This window comes from Bradyrhizobium sp. AZCC 2230 (assembly GCF_036924495.1).
GTDB classification, from domain to species: Bacteria; Pseudomonadota; Alphaproteobacteria; order Rhizobiales; family Xanthobacteraceae; genus Bradyrhizobium; species Bradyrhizobium rifense.
In genome coordinates this window covers 6,469,408-6,490,426 of the sequence record NZ_JAZHRS010000001.1, presented here as the reverse complement: position 1 = coordinate 6,490,426, position 21,019 = coordinate 6,469,408, and the positions used below count along the sequence as shown (strand labels likewise).

The window sequence follows — 21,019 nt, the reverse complement described above, 5'->3', positions numbered from 1 at the left end:
CTTCATATTTGCAAGAATTCTGTTGCGCTAGGCTCGCAGTCGTCTACCTCTCCGGACAGGACATTTCATGAGCGAGTTTCAGGACGTGACAGATCCGGCAATTGGCTTTGATCCGGTCGCTGGGATCAACCCGTCCGTCAAGCGTGCGCTGAATGATATGCTGGGCGGAGGTGCTGCGAGCATCCTCACGGTCACGTTCGGGCTGTCCTATGCGCTGCTGATCTTCGCCGGCCCGCTCTCGCCCTATCTGTCCTACGGCATCGCAGCGACCTTCATCAGCTCGGCGGTGCTTGCCGCCGTGATTGGCCTCGGCAGCTCGCTTCCCTTTGCGATCGCCGCCCCCGACAGCTCGACCGCTGCTGTGACCGGAATTCTGGCGGCCTCGCTGGTCGAGCACATCGAAACGGCCAATCTGTCGGCACCGCTGCTCTCGCCGGTCCTGATCACGCTCGGCCTGTCGACCGTGCTCACTGGCGTCGTGCTGTGCGGGCTGGGCCTGACGCGGTTGGGCCGCGCCATCCGTTACGTGCCCTATCCCGTGGTCGGCGGCTTCCTCGGCGCCACCGGACTTCTCATCGCCCTCGGTGCGGTCAGGGTCATCACCAACACCCCGGTGCAGCTCTCGACACTGCCGCGCTTCGCCAACGGCACCACGCTGCTGGAGCTCGGCGCCGCCTGCGCCATGGCGCTGGTGCTGTATCTGACCTGGCACCGCTCACGGACTCCGTTCGGTCTGCCGATCATCCTGGTCGGCGGCGTGATCACCGCACATCTGGCGTTCTGGATCTCGGGTGTCTCGCTCGACGGGGCGCGTAGCATGGGCTGGACGTTTCAGCCGCCGCCGGCGGCCGCGTTCATGCTGCCCTGGCACACCGACGAACTCGCCCAATATCCCTGGTTTGCCGTACCCGACCTGCTCGGCAATCTCGTCGCCGTCATTTTCGTCACGGCGTCGAGCACGCTGTTCAACACCACCGGCATCGAGGTCGCCGTGCACCGCGAGGCCAATCTGGAGCGCGAGTTGAACGTCACGGGCGCGGCCAACATCCTCTCCGGCGTGCTCGGCGGCTACACCGGCTGCAGCTCGATCAGCCGCTCGATCCTGAATTTCTCCAGCGGCGGCCGCGGACGGCTGTCCGGCCTCACCGCCTCGGTGCTGTCGCTGCTGATGCTCGCAATCGCGCCCGAGCTGCTCGGCTTCATTCCGAAATTCGTGCTCGGCGGCCTGCTGCTCTATCTCGGCGCCGACCAGCTGCACAAATGGATCATCGAGTCGCGCAAGCGGCTTTCGAAGCTCGAATATCTGTCGCTGGTCGCCATCATCGTCATCATCGTGGCCTGGGGCTTCGTGCCAGGCATCCTGATCGGCGTCATCATCGGCTGCGCGACCTTTGCATTCAGCGCGGCGCGGGTGGAATCGATCAAGTACAGTTTTGACGGCTCCGAATACCGCTCCTCGCTCGACCGCTCGCGCGACGACCAGGAGGTGCTGCTGGCCCATGGCGGCAAGATCCAGGGCCTCAACCTCCAGAGCTATCTGTTCTTCGGCTCCGCCAACCGGCTCTACCAGCACGTCAAGCAATTGCTCCATGAGCGCCCGGAGTGCCGCTATCTGCTGTTCGACTTCAAGCTCGTCACCGGTGTGGATTCATCGGCAGCCTACAGTTTCGCCCAGATCAAGCGCAGCGCGGCCGATCTCGGCGTCGAGCTGATCCTGGTGCATCTGTCGGCCGCGGCCGAGAAGGTGCTGCGCTCCAGCGATTTCGTAGGCGGCAGCGTCACCATCATCCCCGAGCTCGATCATGCGCTGGAATGGTGCGAGAACGAACTGATCTCGCAGCACCAGGGCCTGGCGCAGGAAGAAGCCAGCCTGCGCGACTGGTTCACAGGCATTCTCGACAGCGAGGACGACGCCGACGAGCTGATCCGCCGCTGCCAGCGCATCGAGGTCGAAGCCGGCGAGATCATCGTGCAGGCCGGCGACCCCGCCGATTCCATGCACTTCATCCTCGACGGCCGCGTCGGCATCATGGTCCCCGCCGAGGACGACCGCACCACGCGCGTGCGCAGCCTGGGCCGCTACACCACGATCGGCGAGATGGGCCTGGTGTCACAGACCCCGCGCAGCGCCACCATCCAGGCCGAGGTCGACAGCGTGCTCTACGTGCTGAACACGCACCAGTTCGACGCGATCAGGGAAGAAGACCCCGCGCTCAGCCACAAGCTGCTGACGTATTTCGTGTCGGTCATGGCGGAGCGGCTGACATTTGCGAACCGGACGATCGCGGTGCTGCGGCGATAACTAGCCCGTAGTCCGGATGGAGCGAAGCGCAATCCGGGAGTCTTTTACGCCGCGCGAAGAACCCGGATTTCGCTTCGCTCCATCCGGGCTACGACGCCTCACTCATGACGGCCGCGGATTTACAAATCCATGAAGCTGCCGGATGCGGTCTCCATCCAGCACCGCCATGTCGATGCCGGTGGCAGCCGGCGTTGCGGCTCCGGGCGCGGCCAGTGTCCAGCCAAACAGGGCCTGATCGTGATGCGCATTCACGCGGCCCGCCAGTGTGAAGCGCAAATCCGGAACCCTTGCCTGCAACGCTTCCACCAGGCGCTCGATTGCATCCCGTCCGGCGACCGACTCGTTCGGGTCGATATAGACGCATTCGTCGCTAAAAACCTTGTCGATCAGCAGCCGGCGTTTCCCGGCATCGCGCTCGTTCCAAACGGCGATGTAGTCCTGGACGAGATTTGTCACCTGTTCGCTCATTCTGTTTCCTTCCTGGTCACATCCATGCCTGTCACCTACGCGAGGGTGTCACGAACCATCGTGTCCAGGCTGCTCGCGGTGACACCCAGCAGGTTCTCCGTCTCGTCGGCGTCGAGCAGAAGCGGCTTTTCGAACAAATAGGCCATCTCAATTCCCTCGCTGAAGCCGACGGCTTCCAGATCGGCCGCGGTGAGGCGAAGCAGGTTCGGGACGTCGATCTTCAGCGCGGCTGCGAATCTTCGCACCAATTCTCGCACCGACGCCGATTGCGACGGCACGTGAAAGGCGCGGCCCCATTCTCCGGTGAAACGCGATGCGGCGACCAGCGTCTTCGCGGTATCCTTGGTGAATGACCAGGCATGCGCCACATCGGGATCGCCGAGGAAAGAGACCGGCTCGTTCTTGAGCAGCGACGGCAACGCCAGCAGCGAGAAATACGCGACCGCATCCTTGCCCAGATAGTCGCTTGCACGAACCTCGATGGCAGGAACGTTCGATCGTAGCGCGCTCTGCCACATGATGTGGCGGGTCGTGCCTTTTCGACTGGTCGGGTCCGGCTCCAGGTCGGGAGTGAGAGGGCTCACAGCTCCCGCGCCATAGCCGTAGACGTTCCCGACCACGAGCAGCCTGGCGCCAACCTGCTCGGCCGCCTTGATCGTTCCGTCCATGATTGGAAAGAAGTCGGTTGGCCATCGGTGATAGGCCGCCATCGCACACATGAAGATCGCATCCGCGCCCTTGGCCAGTCCCGCCAGCTGCGCGGCGTCAGTGGCATCCGACGAAACCGTCCGTACACCTGCGATATCGAGCGCCCCCGCATTCCTGCTGGTCAGGATGACGCTGTGTCCTTCCTCTGCGAGAAGACGCGCGGTTTCGCGTCCGACGGGGCCAGCTCCGATAATTACATAATGGCTCACTTTGCATCCTCATTTGTCACGACACGACAGATGAGTTGTTTGACGCCCTCGCCGTTGAAAATCGCGCACGATGCGCCAAATATCGATCACGTTCCGCCAAGCCAATTTGGAGCCCGGCCCATGCGTGCGACATCGAGTTCGGCACCATCATCGACCGGCAGCACCGCCGCGGCTACGCGAACCGAGCCTGATTCCGTTGCACTGGCACCGATCGGCGATCACCGGATTATCATCCATCTCAGCCCTGCGACGCGCACAATTTGTCTCGAGACCGGAGACAAGCATCTGCGTCAGGCCGGCGATATTGATGTGATTCCGTCCGGCGCCATCGCCGGTTTCGTGGCAGAAACGCCCTACCAGTCGCTGCAGATCCGGCTCGCGCCCAGCATGCTGAACCATGCGGCTTCGAGGAGCCGGCAATTGGCATCCGTCCGACTCATGCATCATCATATGCTGCGGAATGAACGCATCATCCTGCTCGGACAAGCCCTCGAAAGCGATGTGAAGGCTGGCTCGCCGAGCGGTCCCTTGTTTGCCGAGAACGTTGGAATGGCCCTGGCAGTCGAGTTGCTCAGCCTTGCGAATGATCCGCCGGGTGAGACCATTCGCCTCTCCGACACGCAACTTCAGAGAGTTCTGGCCTATATCGACGAAAATCTCGACCAGTCGCTCACCATCGACATTCTCTGCCGCGAGGCCGGCGTCAGCAGCTCACATCTGCGGACCTGGTTCAAGGCGGCCATGGACGTCACGATTCATCGCTACGTCCTGAGACGGAGGCTGGAGCACGCACGCCAGCTCCTCCTCCAGGGCGATCGGAAGCTCAGCGATATCGCACTGGAAGCAGGCTTTTCCCATCAGTCGCACCTGGCCAAATGGATGCGCCGCGAGTTCGGGCGCAGTCCCGGTGAGCTGCGCCGAAGCAAGTCCTGATTGGGGGTCCTCACAGCCCCGCCATCATCACGTATTTGATCTCGACATATTCTTCCATGCCGTGACGCGAGCCTTCGCGGCCCAGGCCGCTTTCCTTGACGCCGCCGAAGGGCGCAACTTCCGTGGTGATCAGGCCGGTGTTGACGCCGACCATGCCGGATTCCAGCGCTTCGGCGACGCGCCAGACGCGGCCGAGATCGCGGGAATAGAAGTAGGATGCAAGGCCGAACGGCGAGGCGTTGCACATCGCGATCACGTCGGCCTCGTCCTTGAAACGGATCACCGGCGCGAGCGGGCCAAAAGTCTCTTCCTGCGACACCAGCGAGTCCGGATTGACGTCGGCGAGCACGGTCGGCTCGAAGAAGGAACGTCCGAGCTCGCTGCGCTTGCCGCCGGTCACGACCTTGGCGCCGCGCTTGACGGCATCGGCGATGTGGCGCTCGACCTTGTCGATCGCCTTCATGTTGATCAGCGGGCCCTGCGTGACGCCGGCTTCCGTGCCGTCGCCGATCTTCATCGCCGCGACCTTCGCCGACAGCTTCTTGACGAACTCGTCGTAGATCTTGTCCTGGGCGTAGATGCGGTTGGCGCAGACGCAGGTCTGGCCCATGTTGCGGTATTTCGAGACGATCGCGCCCTCGACCGCGGCGTCGATGTCGGCATCGTCGAACACCACGAACGGCGCGTTGCCGCCGAGCTCGAGCCCGAGCCGCTTCACGCCGACGGAAGCCTGCTGGTAGAGGATCTTGCCGACGGCGGTCGAGCCGGTGAAGCCGACGAAGCGCACTGCCGGATGCTCGCACAGCACCTTGCCGATCGGCGGCGCGTCACCGGTGATGATGTTGAGCACGCCCTTGGGAATGCCAGCCTTCTCGGCCAGCACGGCCAGCGCCAAGGCCGACAGGGGCGTCTCGTTGGCGGGCTTGAGCACCACGGTGCAGCCCGCGGCCAGCGCCGGCGACACCTTTCGGGTGATCATCGAGTTCGGAAAATTCCACGGGGTGATGGCGCCGCAGACACCGATCGGCTGCTTGATCGCGAGCAGGCGCGCATCGGGCCGCTGGCTCGGAATCGTCTCGCCATAGACGCGCCTCGCCTCTTCCGCGAAGAACTCGATATAGGCGGCGCCGATATCGACCTCGCCGAGCGCTTCCGACAGCGGCTTGCCCTGCTCGGAGGTGAGGATCAGCGCGAGGTCCTCGCGGTTGGCGGCGATCAGCTCGAACCATTTGCGCAGGATGTTGGAGCGCTGCTTGGCGGTGTGCTTGGCCCAGGCCGGGAAGGCGCGCTGGGCAGCTTCAACCGCCTTGGTGGTGTCGTCCGCGCCGAGCTGCGGGACTTTTGCGATCTCGACACCGGTCGCGGGATTGTTGACGGCAAAGACGGGCGTGCCGACCCAGGCGCCGTCGATGTAGCAGGCCTCCTTCAGGAGCGAAGGGTCCTTCAACCGGTCACGCAGGGTGGCGGTGGCGTGCTGGGCGCGTGCGGCGGCGGTCGGGGTCATGGCGTTGCTCCTCGGACGATCATTTGGGGCGGTCAATCGGCCCGGAATATAGGGACAGACGGTGCGCAATACACCGTCCCGCAACGCACATCTGCCGGGAGCTAAACTCGGAGCGGCGATCTTATTGTTTGAGCATGATCTTTCCGGAAAACCGCTTCACACTTTTCCGGATCATGCTCTACGCCGCGCCGCTCATATAGGTCTCGCGCCGGCCGATCATGCGCTCGGCAGCGGCCTTGGCATCGGCCTTCGAGGAGGTCGCACAGGTCCGATATTCGAGATCGGGCGCATCGGAGGTGTCGCGGCGGCCGAACCAGGATTTTGAGCCGACCGGCAGCAGCGCCAGGGCCTGCGCCAGATTGTCGACCGCACCGAAAGAGTAGAGCGCGCCGGTGCCGGCGATGCGAACCTCGTAAATGCCCGGTGCGATCGGCGCTTCGAGATTGTCGCCCCGTCCGGGACGGGGATAGCGCTTCCATTCGCTCCAGGTCGAAATCATCTTAAGGTCCCCTCGCGGCCGGTTAAACGGCCGCCAAATTTGCTTCAAGTCTTAACGTCAGCCGCCCATTGGGCCCGATGCTGAACGCCGCAACGCACAAAATGTTTCAAGTGCTTCAAACGCTCGAAACATATCGCCTGAGACCATCCATGGTCACGCTCAGTTGCGGCCATCCACCGCAGATTGTGAAGACGTGTTGCAATTCAGTCGTCCCGCGCCACGCCGGGACCGTCAAATCACGACATCGCGACCGCAGGGTGCATATGGCCACGCTTGCCGCGCAGCGGATGCGGGAGGACAATCGATCGCTTCCAACAATAATCAAACCGGAGGAAACGCGTATGCAAAGCAAAGCTGAGATCGACGGGATTCTGAGCAAGACAAGCGACGCCAAGGAGATTCCCGGCGTTGTTGCGATCGCCGCCAGCGGTAGCGACGTGATTTATCAGGGCGCGTTCGGCAAGCGCGATCTGTCCAAGCCCGATGCGATGACCACCGACAGCGTGTTCTGGATCGCCTCGATGACGAAGGCGGTGACGAGTGCCGGCGCGATGCAGCTGGTCGAGCAGGGCAAGCTCTCGCTCGATGCGCCGATCGGATCGCTGCTGCCCGATCTTGCCACGCCGCAAGTGCTGGAAGGCTTTGACTCCAAGGGCGAGCCAAAACTGCGGCCGGCGAAGAGCGCGATCACGCTGCGCCACCTCATGACCCACACTGCCGGTTTTGCCTACAACGTGTGGAACGGCGATTGCGCGCAATATCTGGAGAAGACCGGAACCCCGAACATCTTCTCATGCCAGAACGTCGCGCTGAAGACGCCGATCATGTCCGACCCCGGCACGCGCTGGGAATATGGCATCAACATCGACTTCGTCGGCAAGGCGGTGGAAGCAGCGAGCGGCAAGCGTCTCGATGCCTATCTGCGCGATCACATGTTCACCCCGCTCGGCATGAACGACACCGCCTTCAAGATCACCGACGACATGCGCCGGCGGCTGGTCGCCACGCATGCACGCGGCGAGGATGGATCGCTGGCACCGATCCCGTTCGAGATCGAACAGAACCCGGAATTCCACATGGGCGGCGGCGGCCTTTACAGCACGGCCGTCGACTACATCAAGTTCACCCAGATGATCCTCAACAAGGGCCGCGGCAACGGCAACCAGTTGCTGAAGCCCGAGACAGTCGCGCTGATGGGCCAGAACCACATCGGCGATCTCACGATTGGCAAGATGACGACAGTGGCGCCCATGTACACCAACGACGTCGATCTCTTCCCCGACATCGTGAAGAAGTGGGGACTCTCCTTCCTGATCAACACCGCCAAGACGCCGGAAGGCCGCAGCGCCGGCAGTCTTGCCTGGGCCGGTCTTGCCAATACCTATTTCTGGATCGACCCCGCGCGCGATGTTTCCGGGGTCATCCTGATGCAGGTGTTGCCGTTCGTCGACGCCAAGTGTCTCCAGGCGTTCGCCGGCTTCGAGCGCGGCGTCTATGCCGGGCTCGATGCGGGGAGCGGGAAGAAGGCGGCCTAACCCCTTAGTATGAGGCGCGCGGCATCGCGCGCCTTCACTGCAAGGGATAACCTCGTGCCCAAACGCTTTCGGCTTTGGGCACGAGGCAACAATTTGGAGGAGACGAACTTGGCGGACGGTCCTGCAGGCAAAGCCGACAGTTACGTTTGCGGCATCTCCGACACGCCGCTGCTCGGCGACACCATCGGCCGCAGTCTCGACCACGCCGTGCGGCGCTGGGGCAAGCGGGAGGCACTGGTCTCGCCCAGCCACGGCGTGCGATGGACCTGGACGGAATTTTCGGAGCGCGTCGACGCGCTTGCTGCGGGCTTTCTCGCGCTCGGTCTCGCACGCGGTGAGCGGATCGGCATCTGGTCGCTGAACCGGCCGGAATGGACGCTGACCCAGTTCGCCGCCGCCAAGGCCGGCCTGATCCTGGTAACCATCAATCCCGCCTATCGGCTCAGCGAGCTGGAATTCGCGCTGAAGAACGTCGGCTGCGCGGCGATCGTCACCGCGACGGCGTTCAAGACCAGCCAATATATGGAGATGCTCAACACGCTGCTGCCGGAGTTGGCGAGCGCCAGGCCTGGACAGCTGCAGGCGGCCCGGCTGCCGGCTTTGCGGATGGTGATCCAGATCGGTGGACCTTCTGCGCCCGGCACGATCCCCTTCGAGGACGTCGCTCGCATGGGTGGGCCTGCGCATCGCGAGCAGCTTGCCGTACTCGGTGCTGCGCTTCAGTTCGACGATCCCGTCAACATCCAGTTCACCAGCGGCACGACCGGCTCGCCCAAGGGCGTGACGCTGACCCACCACAACATCCTCAACAACGGCTATTTCACCGGCCGCGCGATGCGGCTCACGGAAGCGGATCGCATCTGCATTCCCGTGCCGCTCTATCATTGCTTCGGCATGGTGATGGGCAACCTCGCATCCGTCACGCTCGGCACGACCATGGTCTATCCCGGCGAGGGCTTTGATCCGCTCGCAACGCTGCGCGCGGTCGAGCAGGAGAAATGTACCGCGCTGTATGGCGTGCCGACCATGTTCATCGCCGAGCTCGATCATCCCGAATTCGCGACGTTCAATCTGAAATCACTGCGCACCGGCATCATGGCCGGCGCGCCCTGCCCGATCGAGGTGATGAAGCGCGTCAACACCGAGATGAACATGCGCGAGGTCACCATCGCCTATGGCATGACCGAGACCAGCCCGGTCAGCTTCCAGAGCGCGACGGACGATCCGCTCGAGCGGCGCGTCTCCACCGTCGGGCGGATTCATCCGCATGTCGAGGTGAAGGTCGTCGATCTCGACGGCCGGATCGTCAGGCGCGGCGAACGCGGCGAGCTCTGCACCCGCGGCTACAGCGTCATGCTGGGCTATTGGGAGGAGACGGAAAAGACCGGCGACGTGCTCGATGCCAATGGCTGGATGCACACCGGCGATCTCGCCACCATCGACGACGAGGGCTATTGCAACATCGTCGGCCGCATCAAGGACCTGGTGATCCGCGGCGGCGAGAACCTCTATCCGCGCGAGATCGAGGAATTTCTGTACCGCCACCCGAAGATCCAGGACGTGCAGATTTTCGGCGTCGCCGACACCCGCTATGGCGAGGAGCTCTGCGCCTGGATCCGCGTCAGGTCAGGCGAGACGCTGACGACAGAGGAGGTCCGCGCCTTCTGCGATGGCCAGATCGCCCACAACAAGATCCCGCGTTACGTGGAATTCGTCGACGAATTTCCGATGACCGTGACCGGCAAGATCCAGAAATTCGTGATGCGGGATGCAGTGGAGCAGCGGCTGGGATTGAAGGCGGCGAAGACGGCCTAAATTGCCAACCCCCGTCGTCATTGCGAGCGCAGCGAAGCAATCCAGAATCTCTCCGCGGAGGCAGTCTGGATTGCTTCGTCGCTGCGCTCCTCGCAATGACGGGAGAGCGGCGAGCCTTAAACCGTCAGCCCGCGCTGCTGGGCCAGCTCCTTCAGCGACACAAGCGGGCGCGCGCCGATGTGCTGGATCACTTCGGCGGCGGCGAGCGCACCGAGCTCGCCGCACTGCTTGTGCGACAGATCGCGCGAGAGGCCGTACAGGAATCCGGCCGCGAACAGATCGCCGGCGCCGGTGGTGTCCACCAGTTGCTTGATCGGCGAGGCCGGAGCTGCGACGGCGTCCGTCGGCGTCACCACCACGCAACCCTTCTCGCTGCGGGTGACCACACCGAGCTTGACGTCGTTGCGGAGCTGCTTGAGCGCGGTGTCGAAGTCGGAGGTCTCGTAGAGCGAGTGCAGCTCGGATTCGTTGGCGAACACGATATCGGCAGTGCCGTTGCGCATCAGCCCCAAAAACTCGTCGCGATAGCGGCCGACGCAGAAGGAGTCCGACAGCGTCAGCGCCACCTTGCGGCCGGCCTCGTGGGCGATCTTGGAGGCCTTCAGGAAGGCTTCCTTGGCGCCCGGCGGATCCCAGAGATAGCCTTCGAGATAGACGATCTTGGCGGCCGCGATCTCGGCCGGATCGATATCGGCCGGCGACAGATCCTGCGCCGCGCCGAGATAGGTGTTCATGGTGCGCTCGCCGTCGCCGGTCACCAGGATGTAGGAGCAGCCGGTGGCCGGGCCGTCTGTCGCGGCGGGGGTGTTGAAGGCGACGCCGGCGGCGCGGATGTCGTGGACATAGAGCTTGCCGATCTGGTCGTCCTTGACCTTGCCGACATAAGCGGCACGCGCGCCCAGGCTGCCGATGCCGACGATGGTGTTGGCGGCCGAGCCGCCCGAGACTTCCGTCGCCGGGCCCATGTCGGCATAGATCGCGGCGGCCCGCGCCTCGTCGATCAGGGACATGCTGCCCTTGGTCATGCCGTGCTTGGCCAAAAAGGCTTCATCGGTCCGGACCAGCACGTCGAACAGCGCGTTGCCGATGCCGAGAACGTCATATTTCACGTCAGCCATTCACCTTGATCCTGTTTGCCGGATTGCGATACCCGCGGAAATCCGCTTCCTGTCGCCCTGAAATCTGGTCTGCGGCCTATCACGACCGGGCCTCCACGGGCAAGCAACGGTATTATGTACGTCCGATGATCCGCTCCTTCCTGACAGTCTCGACGGGAACACTGGCCTCGCGGCTGCTGGGCTTTGCCCGCGATTCCCTGATCGCGGCGCTGCTCGGCACCGGCGCCGTGGCGGATGCGTTTCTGGCCGCCTTCCAGCTCGTCAATGTGGTGCGGCGCCTGCTCAGCGAAGGCGCGCTGAATGCGGCGCTGATCCCGGCCTGGCTGCGCGTCCGCGACCGCGATGGCGAAGAAGCCGCCTCTGCATTTGCGGGACGCGTGCTCGGCACCGTCAGCGCGGCCCTGATCGTGATCTCCATCGTGATCGGGCTGCTGATGCCGCTGATCATCATGATCATCACGCCGGGGTTCGTCGGCAGCCCCACGCTCGATCTCGCCGTGCAGAACGCGCGACTGATGCTGCCTTATCTGGCCTTTGCCGGCCCCGTCACGGTGCTGATGGGGCTGCTGAATGCGCAAGGGAGATTTGCGCTCACGGCGTTCTCGCCGCTGCTGTTCAACATCGCGCTGATTGCGACAATCGCCGCGCTCCTGCTGTGGCACGCCGATGCGTCCCTCGCCGCATGGATGCTGGCGGCGACCGTCGGCATTGCCGGCCTGCTGCAACTCCTGATGCTGGTGTCGCAACGAAGTGCGCATCTCGCGTCACCGTTGCGCGCAAGTTTCGACAATGAGATGCGCGGTTTCTTCGCCAAGGCGATCCCCGGCATGATCGCAAGCTCGGGGCCGCAATGGCTGATGGTGGCCGGCGCGATCATCGCCTCCGCGACGCCGTCGGCCGTGTCCTGGCTCTATTTCGCCAACCGCCTGATCGAGCTGCCGCTCGGCATTGTCGGCGTCGCCATGGGCACGGTGCTGGTGCCGGAGCTGACGCGCGCCGTCGGCAGCGACGACCGCGACGCCGTGGCCCAAGCGGAATCGCGCGCGCTGGAGCTTGCGACCGGGCTGGCGCTGCCCGCCACGCTGGGCCTTGCCGTGCTGGCCGATCCGATCGTGCGGCTGTTGTTCGAGCACGGCGCGTTCGGCGCGGAGGACAGTACGGCAACCGCGCATGCGCTGATGTGGCTGGCGCTGGGCCTGCCGGCGCATGTGCTGATCAAGGCGCTGTCGCCGGCCTTCTTTGCCCGCAGCGACACGATGACGCCGCTGGTCGCCACGGCCAAAGGCTTTGTGGTCGCAGTCGCGCTTGCCGTGCTGCTTGGGCACTTCTTCGGTGCAAGCGGAATCGCCGCGAGCATCGCCGCCGGCGCCTGGAGCAGCGCTGTCTCTTTGCTTCGAAACGGCACCAGCGAATTCGGCTTCTCGGTTGATGCTGCCGCCCGCAAACGGCTGCCGCGGATCGTGCTTGCGGCCGCCGCCATGGGCGCCCTGCTCTGGCTGACGACGGGGCTGATGCCGGTCGAGGCCCACGGCCTGATCCGTTTCATCGTGCTGGGCTTGCAGATCGGCGCCGGAACCGCCGTCTACGGCCTGCTCCTGCAAATCCTCGGCGCGGCGTCCTGGCGCGAGGCGGTTAACGCCCTGAAGCGGCCCGCCTGACCGACCTCGGCCCGCGCGGGTCGATCGAATTACCCTTGACGGGGCAGCGCCGCTGTTGGAAACGACGGCCCGAATACCTCTGGGAACACTTGCCATGCCATTCGTTGAACGGGTTTTTTCGGGCGTCCAGCCGACCGGCAATCTGCACCTCGGCAATTACCTCGGCGCGATCGTCAACTTCGTGAAGATGCAGGAAACCCACAACTGCATCTATTGCGTCGTCGACATGCACGCGATCACGCAGGGCCTTGACGTCTGGGGCGGCCCGGCCGAGCTCGCACGCAACACCCGCGAGGTGACCGCGGCGTTCATCGCCAGCGGCATCGATCCCAAGAAGCACATCGTGTTCAACCAGAGCCAGGTCTCCGGCCACGCCGAGCTCGCCTGGATCTTCAACTGCGTCGCGCGCATGGGCTGGCTCGGCCGCATGACCCAGTTCAAGGAGAAGGCCGGCAAGGACCGCGAGAACGCCTCGGTCGGGCTGTTCGACTATCCCGTGCTGATGGCCGCCGACATTCTGCTTTACCGCGCCACCCACGTTCCGGTCGGCGAGGACCAGAAGCAGCATCTCGAGCTCTCGCGCGACATCGCGCAGAAGTTCAACAACGACTTCGGCGACTCGATCCGCAGCCATGGCGCCAATGACGGCCTGTTCTTCCCGCTGCCGGAACCCCTGATCACGGGCCCGGCGACGCGCGTGATGAGCTTGCGCGACGGCACCAAGAAGATGTCGAAGTCGGACGCGTCAGACAATTCGCGCATCAATCTGACCGACGACGCCGATACCATCGCGCAGAAGATCCGCAAGGCGAAGACCGACCCGGAGCCGTTGCCGAGCGAAGAGAAGGGCCTGGAAGCGCGTCCCGAGGCCGACAACCTCGTCGGCATTTTTGCCGCGCTCTCCGACCGTTCCAAGGCCAGCGTGCTCAGCGAGTTCGGCGGCGGGCAGTTCTCCAGCTTCAAGAACGCGCTGGCGGAGCTGTGCGTGACGAAGCTCGCGCCGATCGCCGGCGAAATGAAGCGCCTGGTCGCCGACCCCAGCCATATCGATACCATCCTGAACGATGGTTCCGATCGGGCTCGCGCCATCGCCGGGGAGACCATGAACCTCTCCAAGGACATCGTCGGCTTCATCCGCCGTCGCTGACTACTGCGGTTGCGAACTTGGGCCTGCGCCACGGCGCGGGCCGCTTCGCCTCTCCCCAAGCGTGAGCGAGTGTGGCAGCATGCTTCCCGTGCACATTCCGGGATAGGCATGACCAGCAAGCGACTTTGCTTCGAGCCGGGTCACAAGCCCAAATGCCTCGTCATCGTCGACGACACCGCCGAATGGGATCGCGCGGTCTATTACGCCAGCCGCTGGGCGATCCGCGCCGGCGGCGGCGTGGTGATGCTGCGCATCATCGAGATCGAGGACCAGAACCAGCAATGGCTGGGTGTCGCCGACATCATGCGCGCCGAGGCGCATGAAGCGGCGGAAGCCGCGCTCGACCGCGCCGCCGGCCGCGCCAACGGCATTGCCGCGATCACACCCGAACGGCTCATCCGCGAGGGCGCCGCGATGGAGCAGCTGCTCGCGGTGATCGACGAAGACCCTGATATCGCCATGCTCGTGCTCGCCGCCAGCCCCGGCGCGGAAGGGCCAGGCCCATGGGTGGCGCTGCTCACGCATGCGCTCGGCACGTTCCCGGTGCCGGTGACCATCATTTCAGGTGCGCTGAGCGATGGAAGCGTGGATTCGCTGTCGTAGCTTCGCTTACCCTCCCCTGGAGGGCTAGTGGATGCACATATCTTCCAGAGTCTTATCAACGACTTGGCTCATCAACGCAGTAAAATGGCGAATTCTTGCGAAGCTGCCTTCGCGAATTTTCGTCATTGAGTAGCGACCAAGTCATTGATTACGAGTCGATTTTTCGGCTCGAAAAGATATGTGCATCCACTAGCCCTCCAGGGGAGGGTAAGGGGAGCCCAACCCTCTGAAAATCTTGGACTAATATCCTCCGTGCCCCTTGACCGTGCGTTCGCCGTCGCCATCTGCTACTGGATGGAGCACGCGCCGGCCTTGAACCGGCGACGTCTGGAGAAAGCCATGTTCATTCAAACCGAAGCCACCCCCAATCCCGCCACGCTGAAATTCATTCCCGGCCGCGTCGTTGTCGACGGCAGCCCGATGGAATTTGCGAGCCGCGAATCCGCGACGCGCTCACCGCTCGCGGAAAAGCTGTTCGAGGTGCCCGGCGTCACCGGCGTGTTCTACGGATCGGATTTCATCACCGTGACCAAGGCGAACGGTGAATGGCAGCAGCTCAAGCCCGCGATCCTCGGCGCCATCATGGAGCACTACATGTCCGGCGCGCCGCTGCTCGCCGGCGGCACGGTACAAAGCGATGTCGATCTCGACGACGAAGACGAGTTCTTCGACGAGTCCGATGCCGAGACGGTCGACATGATCAAGGATCTGATCGAAACCCGCGTGCGGCCCGCGGTCGCCAATGACGGCGGCGACATCACCTTCCGCGGCTTCAAGGACGGCATTGTCTATCTCAACATGAAGGGCGCCTGCTCCGGCTGCCCGTCATCGACCGCGACACTCCAGCACGGCATCCAGAATCTGTTGAAGCACTTCGTGCCTGACGTGGTTGAAGTCCGGCCGATGTAATCAACAGCGAATGGTGAGTAGCGAATGGCGAATGGAATTCCGATCGGCTAAACTGTCCGCCATTCGCCACTCACCATTCGCTCATCCATGCTGATCCTTGCCATCGATACCGCGCTCGAGGCGTGCGCGGCGGCCGTTCTCGACACCGAAGCCGGCGAGCTCCTCGCGCAGGAGCAAGTGCTCATGAAGCGCGGCCATGCCGAGGCGCTGATGCCGATGATCGCGCGCGTGATGCAGTCGGCCGATCTCGCTTTTACGGCGCTCGACCGCATCGCGGTCACGGTCGGCCCCGGCAGCTTCACCGGCTTGCGCGTGGGCATTTCGGCGGCCCGCGGCCTTGCGCTCGCGGCCAAGCGACCGGCCGTCGGACTGACGACCTTGTCGGCCTATGCGGCCGCCATTGTCGGCCAGAGCGGACCGGCGCCGGTGATCTCGGCGATCGATGCGCGGCACGACCACGTCTATTTCCAGATCGTCGCCGGTGACGGCAGCTTGCTGGTGCGGCCGGCCGTCGCTCCCATCGACGAGGCGATCGCAGCCTCGCAATTCGGCCCGCCGCATCTGGTCGGCAACGCCGCGAAAATTCTCGCTGAGCGCTGGCCGAAGGATGCGCCGCAACCCGTTTCGATCGACGCGCAGCCCGCGCCTGACATCAGCTGGGTCGCCTGGCTCGGCGCCGCGGCAAATCCCGACACCAATCCGGCCCGGCCATTCTATCTGAAGGCGCCCGATGCGAAGCCGGCGGCCCAACCGCTGCTCGCAGCTCAAGCCGCGACGTCATGATGAGGTGGTTTTCGGAATGGTGGCGCGGCGGCACCGCCGCCGTCGAACCGGCGTCCGCGCGCGACGCGGCGCGGCTGGCGCAGCTCCACGCCGCCTCCTTCGCGCACGGCTGGGGCGAAAGCGAGTTCGAGACCATGCTCAGCGAGCGCAACACGCTCATTCACCGCTTGCGCCTGGGGCGCAAGACCATCGGCTTTGCCGTGTCGCGGATCGGCGCGGACGAAGCCGAAATCCTCTCGGTCGCGGTTGACCAGTCCCATCGCGGCCGCGGTCTCTCCCGCACGCTGCTGATGACCCATCTCGGTCACCTCGCAGGGCGAGGCGTGCGCACGATATTTCTGGAGGTCGAGGAGAACAATCAGCCGGCACGACGGCTCTATGACGGAGGCGGATTCGTGGTGGTCGGGCGCCGCGAACGCTACTATAAGCAGGCCAACGGGGAACAATTGAACGCACTTCTGATGCGACGTGACTTGTCGTAATATTGATGGCAGAAAGCGCCCCGTCAGGCAGACATCACATGACTGGACTTAAACCCTCTCCCGCATCCAAGGCGTCCGGCATCGAGGCGCGCTGTGCCGCCACCGGCATGCGCATGACCGAGCAACGCCGCGTCATCGCCCGCGTGCTTGCGGAAGCGGTCGATCATCCCGACGTCGAGGAATTGTACCGGCGCTGCGTCGCCGTCGACGACAAGATCTCGATCTCGACCGTCTATCGCACCGTGAAACTGTTCGAGGATGCCGGCATCATCGAGCGTCACGATTTCCGCGAGGGCCGCGCGCGCTACGAGACGATGCGCGACAGCCATCACGATCACCTCATCAATCTGCGCGACGGCAAGGTGATCGAGTTCACCTCCGAAGAGATTGAGAAGCTTCAGGCCGAGATCGCCCGCAAGCTCGGCTACAAGCTGGTCGATCACCGGCTCGAGCTCTATTGCGTTCCGCTCGACGACGACAAGCCGACGTCTTAAGTCCCGTGCCGATTGATCTCATCATCTTCGATTGCGACGGCGTGCTCGTGGACAGCGAGGCGATCTCCTGTCGCACGCATGCGGATGTGTTGACGCGTCATGGCTATCCGATCACATCGGCGCAGGTGTCCGAGCGCTTCCTTGGCCGCTCGACAAAACAGGCCAATCTCGAGATCGAAACCGAACTCGGCCGCAAGCTGCCCGAGGCCTATCACGGCGATCTGCAGGACGAGCTGTTTCGCGCATTCGAAGCCGACCTCGAAGCGATCCACGGCATCCACGACGTGCTCGACGTCGTGACGCAATTTGTCTGCGTTGCCTCGAGCGGTTCGCACCCGCGCATGCGGGTGAGTCTCGGAAGCACGGGGCTCTACGAACGCCTCGCGCCGAACATCTTCTCGTCCTCACAGGTGACAAACGGCAAGCCCGCACCGGACCTGTTCCTGTTTGCTGCGAAGGAAATGGGCGTCCCGCCCGAGCGCTGTGTCGTGATCGAGGACAGCCTTGCCGGCATCGCCGGGGCGCGGGCTGCAGGTATGAAAGTGTTCGGCTTTTACGGCGGCAGCCATTGCGGGGCCGGCCATGCCGAGACCCTGCGCCAGGCCGGTGCCGACCTGACCTTCTCGGACATGCATCAATTGCCCGAGCTGGTCCGGCAGGTAGCCGCGGACGCCCTGACGGGCTGAATCCGGCGCCAAACCTCTCGATTCCGCACTTCTCGGCTGTGTCGTACCCCGGAACGACCCTTTCAGGCCCCAATCGCTGGATTTTCGGGCCCTCACCCTATATCTCAGGGCCGTCCTCCACCTCAATTCCGGGTTCCATGAAGCCGCCGCGCAAGCTGCACATCAAATCATATGGCTGCCAGATGAACGTCTACGATGCCCAGCGCATGGTGGACACACTGGCTCCGGAAGGATTCGTGGAGACGGCCAACGCCGAGGACGCCGACCTCGTCATCCTCAACACCTGCCACATCCGCGAAAAAGCCTCCGAAAAGGTCTATTCCGAGCTCGGCCGCCTGCGCGTCGCCAAGGAAGAGGCCGCGCGCGAGGGCCGCGCCATGCAGATTGCGGTGGCAGGCTGCGTCGCGCAGGCCGAAGGCGAGGAGATCGTGCGTCGCGCGCCCACCGTCGACGTCGTGGTCGGTCCGCAGAGCTATCATCATCTGCCCGAGTTGTTGAAGCGCGCCGGCCATGAAGGCCGCGCGATCGAGACCGAGTTTCCGGCCGCCGACAAATTCGGCTTCCTCGCCCAGCCCAGGCCCGATGCGATCCGCGCGCGCGGCATTTCCGCTTTCGTCACGGTGCAGGAAGGCTGCGACAAATTCTGCACCTTCTGCGTCGTGCCCTACACACGCGGCGCCGAAGTCTCGCGCCCGGTGGCAAAGATCATCGACGACGTGAAGCGCCTCGCCGACAACGGCGTGCGCGAGCTCACGCTGATCGGCCAGAACGTCAACGCCTATCATGGCGACGGACCGGACGGAAAAAGCTGGGGGCTCGGTCAATTGCTGGAGCGCCTGGCCGAGATTCCCGGCATCGCGCGGCTGCGCTATTCGACCAGCCATCCCCGCGACGTCGATGACAGTCTGATTGCAGCCCATCGTGATCTCGATGCGCTGATGCCGTTCGTGCACCTGCCGGTGCAGTCGGGTTCGGACCGAATCCTGGCCACCATGAACCGGAAACATACCGCCGATGATTATCGGCGTGTCATCGACCGTTTCCGGTCGGCGCGCCAAGACATTGCTTTTTCATCAGATTTTATTGTTGGCTTCCCAGGCGAGAACGAGCAAGATTTTCTCGCCACACTCGCGCTTGTCACGCAAATCGGTTACGCTGCGGCATATTCGTTCAAATACTCCGCCCGGCCGGGAACGCCGGCCGCGGATATGCAGGAGACGGTTTCCCCCGCCGAGATGGACCAGCGATTGGAGCGGCTCCAGGAATTGATCGACAGCCAGCAATCGGCCTTCAACAAGGCTGCGATTGGCTCAACGGTCGACGTGCTGTTCGAACGTCCGGCGCGCAGGGACGGTCAGATCGTCGGCCGCACCGCCTTCCTTCAGCCTGCCCATGTGATGGCCTCGGCGGACATCATCGGACAGATCCTGCCGGTGCGGATCGACAGCCTCGAGCGTTACAGTTTCCTCGGTGAGCTCGCCACGCCACGCGTTGCGCGCGAGCCCGCTTTATCATCCATCGCCAACGGAGCCTGAACCCTTGCCAAAAAGCGCATCGGATTCGTCTTCTATCGCTCCCAGCCGCAAATTTGACCGCGACATGCAAGTTCCGCCCGAGACCCAGGTCGTCATCGACTTCGACGACAACCGCGCTGCATCCGCGCTGGTCGGCCCCTACGGCCAGAATTTGGCGCAGATCGAGCGGCGGCTCGGCGTCGTGGTGGACTCCAAAGGCAACCACATCACGATCGGCGGCTCGCGCGATGGCTGCGATGCGGCGCGCCGCGTGCTGGAGACGCTCTACGCGCACGCCGTGAAGGGGCAGGATGTCGACCAGGGCGAGGTCGAAGGCGCGATCCGCGCTGTGATCGCCCAAGGTTCGCTGTTCGAGTTCGACGCCAAGTCGGCGAAGTCGACCTTCGACAGCATCAACTTACGCAAGCGGCCGGTGCGCGCACGCACGGCCGCGCAGGACTCCTACATCCGCGCGCTGAAGCGCCATGAGCTGGTGTTCGGCATCGGCCCCGCCGGCACCGGCAAGACCTGGCTCGCAGTCGCGCATGCCGCGCAATTGTTCGAGCGCAAGGAGGTCGACAAGATCATCCTGTCGCGTCCGGCGGTCGAAGCCGGCGAACGGCTCGGCTTCCTGCCCGGCGACCTCCGCGAGAAGGTCGATCCGTATCTGCGCCCGATCTACGACGCGCTCTACGATCTGATGGATGCACGCATCGTCGAGCGCGCGCTGCAGACCGGCGAGATCGAGATCGCGCCGCTCGCCTTCATGCGCGGCCGCACGCTGACCAACGCCGCGATCATCCTCGACGAGGCGCAGAACACGACATCGATGCAAATGAAGATGTTCCTGACCCGTCTCGGCGAGAACAGCCGCATGATCGTGACCGGCGATCCCTCGCAGATCGATCTGCCGAACGGCCAGACCTCGGGTCTGGCGGAGGCAACCCGGCTTCTGAGCGGCGTCGAAGGCATTGCGCAAGTTCATTTCAAAGCCGAGGACGTGATCCGCCACGAGCTCGTGGCGCGGATCGTCTCTGCCTATGAAGGCCAGCCGCAGCGGCCGGCCGCCGGTAAATCCTGACGGGATAACAGCCGGACCCTACGGGCGCGGACGAAGCGCCCTTTCGTTCCGAACAAAGACAATGTCACATCCCAACCTTCCCATGACCGAGGTTCTCGTCGTCGCCGATTGCTGGCAAAGCGAGCCCGACGCCGAAACCGTGATCCAGCGCGCCGTCGCGGCCGCCGCCGAATCCGTCGATGAAGATGTCGCGGAGGCAGAAGTGGCTGTGATGCTGACCGATGATGCCGGCATCCGCACGCTCAACAGCAACTGGCGCGGCATCGACAAGCCGACCAATGTGCTGTCGTTTCCCGCGCTCCAGCCGGAGGGCGAGTGGAAGCCGGGCGATGCGCCGCGCATGCTCGGCGACATCGCGATCGCCTACGAGACCATGCGGCGCGAGGCGGACGAGGAACACAAGCCGTTCGATCATCATTTGAGTCATCTCGCCGTGCATGGTTTCCTGCATTTGATCGGTTACGATCACGAGAACGACGACGACGCGGAAGAGATGGAAGCGCTCGAAACCGAGATCCTGGCTCACCTCGGCATCCCCGATCCCTATGCAGATCGCGCGGGGACGCACTGA

20 protein-coding genes are annotated in these 21,019 nt (G+C 63.9%); 15 read left to right on the top strand and 5 right to left on the bottom strand.

The genetic code is table 11. The annotated features are described in order from the left end of the window. Window positions 1-85: 85 nt before the first annotated feature. Complete coding sequence (locus tag V1280_RS31110) at window positions 86-2,302, top strand: SulP family inorganic anion transporter (protein WP_334538460.1); 2,217 nt, start codon at window positions 86-88, stop codon at window positions 2,300-2,302. Between the two features lie 102 nt (window positions 2,303-2,404). On the opposite strand, the gene V1280_RS31105 is transcribed toward V1280_RS31110, so the two are convergent. Then, a complete protein-coding gene (locus V1280_RS31105; RefSeq protein WP_334533378.1) occupies window positions 2,405-2,770 on the bottom strand; it encodes a nuclear transport factor 2 family protein in 366 nt (121 codons plus the stop codon). A gap of 35 nt (window positions 2,771-2,805) precedes the next feature. Continuing rightward, window positions 2,806-3,687 (bottom strand): NAD(P)H-binding protein, encoded by an 882-nt coding sequence (locus tag V1280_RS31100; protein ID WP_334533375.1) that lies wholly within the window; start codon window positions 3,685-3,687, stop codon window positions 2,806-2,808. Between V1280_RS31100 and V1280_RS31095 the strand changes: the two genes are divergently transcribed. Further along, window positions 3,679-4,620: a helix-turn-helix transcriptional regulator gene (locus V1280_RS31095; protein ID WP_334533372.1), complete on the top strand. Its 942-nt coding sequence runs from the start codon at window positions 3,679-3,681 to the stop codon at window positions 4,618-4,620. The genes V1280_RS31100 and V1280_RS31095 overlap by 9 nt on opposite strands. A gap of 10 nt (window positions 4,621-4,630) precedes the next feature. Here the strand turns inward: V1280_RS31095 and V1280_RS31090 are convergent, their stop codons facing one another. Further along, window positions 4,631-6,124 carry an NAD-dependent succinate-semialdehyde dehydrogenase gene (locus V1280_RS31090; protein WP_334533369.1) on the bottom strand — a complete coding sequence of 498 codons (1,494 nt, stop codon included), beginning with the start codon at window positions 6,122-6,124 and terminating at the stop codon, window positions 4,631-4,633. 178 nt (window positions 6,125-6,302) lie between these two features. Beyond that, entirely contained in the window at window positions 6,303-6,623 is a 321-nt protein-coding gene (locus V1280_RS31085; protein ID WP_148773504.1) for a hypothetical protein, read from the bottom strand. A gap of 341 nt (window positions 6,624-6,964) precedes the next feature. On the opposite strand from V1280_RS31085, the gene V1280_RS31080 reads away from it, so the two are divergent. Both V1280_RS31080 and V1280_RS31075 read left to right on the top strand, forming a co-directional pair. Continuing rightward, window positions 6,965-8,158, top strand: coding sequence for a serine hydrolase domain-containing protein (locus V1280_RS31080; protein WP_334533361.1), 1,194 nt, complete (start codon window positions 6,965-6,967; stop codon window positions 8,156-8,158). A gap of 9 nt (window positions 8,159-8,167) precedes the next feature. Beyond that, window positions 8,168-9,973: an AMP-binding protein gene (locus tag V1280_RS31075; RefSeq protein WP_334533358.1), complete on the top strand. Its 1,806-nt coding sequence runs from the start codon at window positions 8,168-8,170 to the stop codon at window positions 9,971-9,973. A 116-nt stretch (window positions 9,974-10,089) separates the two neighbouring features. On the opposite strand, the gene V1280_RS31070 is transcribed toward V1280_RS31075, so the two are convergent. Further along, window positions 10,090-11,091, bottom strand: a complete 1,002-nt coding sequence (locus V1280_RS31070; RefSeq protein WP_334533355.1) for an adenosine kinase — start codon at window positions 11,089-11,091, stop codon at window positions 10,090-10,092. Between the two features lie 125 nt (window positions 11,092-11,216). Here V1280_RS31070 and murJ point away from each other — a divergent pair, with 125 nt between their 5' ends. The 11 genes from murJ (at window position 11,217) to ybeY (ending at window position 21,019) form a co-directional block, all read left to right on the top strand. Beyond that, window positions 11,217-12,749 (top strand): murein biosynthesis integral membrane protein MurJ, encoded by a 1,533-nt coding sequence (gene murJ / locus V1280_RS31065; protein ID WP_334533352.1) that lies wholly within the window; start codon window positions 11,217-11,219, stop codon window positions 12,747-12,749. Between the two features lie 94 nt (window positions 12,750-12,843). Next, entirely contained in the window at window positions 12,844-13,896 is a 1,053-nt protein-coding gene (gene trpS, locus V1280_RS31060) for a tryptophan--tRNA ligase (protein ID WP_334533349.1), read from the top strand. Between the two features lie 108 nt (window positions 13,897-14,004). Further along, complete coding sequence (locus tag V1280_RS31055) at window positions 14,005-14,499, top strand: universal stress protein (protein WP_334533346.1); 495 nt, start codon at window positions 14,005-14,007, stop codon at window positions 14,497-14,499. Between the two features lie 339 nt (window positions 14,500-14,838). Continuing rightward, complete coding sequence (locus V1280_RS31050) at window positions 14,839-15,408, top strand: NifU family protein (protein WP_334533343.1); 570 nt, start codon at window positions 14,839-14,841, stop codon at window positions 15,406-15,408. Window positions 15,409-15,495: 87 nt separating this feature from the next. Next, window positions 15,496-16,191: a tRNA (adenosine(37)-N6)-threonylcarbamoyltransferase complex dimerization subunit type 1 TsaB gene (gene tsaB / locus V1280_RS31045; RefSeq protein WP_334533340.1), complete on the top strand. Its 696-nt coding sequence runs from the start codon at window positions 15,496-15,498 to the stop codon at window positions 16,189-16,191. Further along, window positions 16,188-16,673, top strand: coding sequence for a ribosomal protein S18-alanine N-acetyltransferase (gene rimI, locus V1280_RS31040; protein ID WP_334533337.1), 486 nt, complete (start codon window positions 16,188-16,190; stop codon window positions 16,671-16,673). Before tsaB ends, rimI begins: the two co-directional genes overlap by 4 nt. 38 nt (window positions 16,674-16,711) lie before the next feature. After that, window positions 16,712-17,167 carry a Fur family transcriptional regulator gene (locus V1280_RS31035; RefSeq protein WP_148773494.1) on the top strand — a complete coding sequence of 152 codons (456 nt, stop codon included), beginning with the start codon at window positions 16,712-16,714 and terminating at the stop codon, window positions 17,165-17,167. 5 nt (window positions 17,168-17,172) lie between these two features. Further along, the gene (locus V1280_RS31030; RefSeq protein WP_334533333.1) at window positions 17,173-17,853 is read left to right on the top strand and encodes an HAD family hydrolase; all 681 of its coding nucleotides are present in this window, start codon (window positions 17,173-17,175) and stop codon (window positions 17,851-17,853) included. A gap of 137 nt (window positions 17,854-17,990) precedes the next feature. Further along, window positions 17,991-19,388 carry a tRNA (N6-isopentenyl adenosine(37)-C2)-methylthiotransferase MiaB gene (gene miaB / locus V1280_RS31025; RefSeq protein WP_334533330.1) on the top strand — a complete coding sequence of 466 codons (1,398 nt, stop codon included), beginning with the start codon at window positions 17,991-17,993 and terminating at the stop codon, window positions 19,386-19,388. A 64-nt stretch (window positions 19,389-19,452) separates the two neighbouring features. Beyond that, on the top strand, window positions 19,453-20,448 hold the full coding sequence (locus V1280_RS31020; protein WP_148773491.1) for a PhoH family protein: 996 nt from the start codon (window positions 19,453-19,455) through the stop codon (window positions 20,446-20,448). A 61-nt stretch (window positions 20,449-20,509) separates the two neighbouring features. Then, on the top strand, window positions 20,510-21,019 hold the full coding sequence (ybeY, locus tag V1280_RS31015) for an rRNA maturation RNase YbeY (RefSeq protein ID WP_334533325.1): 510 nt from the start codon (window positions 20,510-20,512) through the stop codon (window positions 21,017-21,019).

Bases quoted from the DNA above. Each gene is read 5' to 3' on its own strand.
- V1280_RS31105 (WP_334533378.1), bottom strand. From the start codon at position 2,770: ATGAGCGAACAGGTGACAAATCTCGTCCAGGACTACATCGCCGTTTGG.
- V1280_RS31055 (WP_334533346.1), top strand. From the start codon at position 14,005: ATGACCAGCAAGCGACTTTGCTTCGAGCCGGGTCACAAGCCCAAATGC.
- V1280_RS31075 (WP_334533358.1), top strand. From the start codon at position 8,168: ATGAGGCGCGCGGCATCGCGCGCCTTCACTGCAAGGGATAACCTCGTG.
- V1280_RS31080 (WP_334533361.1), top strand. From the start codon at position 6,965: ATGCAAAGCAAAGCTGAGATCGACGGGATTCTGAGCAAGACAAGCGAC.
- trpS (WP_334533349.1), top strand. From the start codon at position 12,844: ATGCCATTCGTTGAACGGGTTTTTTCGGGCGTCCAGCCGACCGGCAAT.
- V1280_RS31095 (WP_334533372.1), top strand. From the start codon at position 3,679: ATGGCTCACTTTGCATCCTCATTTGTCACGACACGACAGATGAGTTGT.
- V1280_RS31090 (WP_334533369.1), bottom strand. From the start codon at position 6,124: ATGACCCCGACCGCCGCCGCACGCGCCCAGCACGCCACCGCCACCCTG.
- rimI (WP_334533337.1), top strand. From the start codon at position 16,188: ATGATGAGGTGGTTTTCGGAATGGTGGCGCGGCGGCACCGCCGCCGTC.
- ybeY (WP_334533325.1), top strand. From the start codon at position 20,510: ATGTCACATCCCAACCTTCCCATGACCGAGGTTCTCGTCGTCGCCGAT.
- V1280_RS31050 (WP_334533343.1), top strand. From the start codon at position 14,839: ATGTTCATTCAAACCGAAGCCACCCCCAATCCCGCCACGCTGAAATTC.
- murJ (WP_334533352.1), top strand. From the start codon at position 11,217: ATGATCCGCTCCTTCCTGACAGTCTCGACGGGAACACTGGCCTCGCGG.
- V1280_RS31020 (WP_148773491.1), top strand. From the start codon at position 19,453: ATGCAAGTTCCGCCCGAGACCCAGGTCGTCATCGACTTCGACGACAAC.
- V1280_RS31035 (WP_148773494.1), top strand. From the start codon at position 16,712: ATGACTGGACTTAAACCCTCTCCCGCATCCAAGGCGTCCGGCATCGAG.
- V1280_RS31070 (WP_334533355.1), bottom strand. From the start codon at position 11,091: ATGGCTGACGTGAAATATGACGTTCTCGGCATCGGCAACGCGCTGTTC.
- miaB (WP_334533330.1), top strand. From the start codon at position 17,991: ATGAAGCCGCCGCGCAAGCTGCACATCAAATCATATGGCTGCCAGATG.
- tsaB (WP_334533340.1), top strand. From the start codon at position 15,496: ATGCTGATCCTTGCCATCGATACCGCGCTCGAGGCGTGCGCGGCGGCC.
- V1280_RS31085 (WP_148773504.1), bottom strand. From the start codon at position 6,623: ATGATTTCGACCTGGAGCGAATGGAAGCGCTATCCCCGTCCCGGACGG.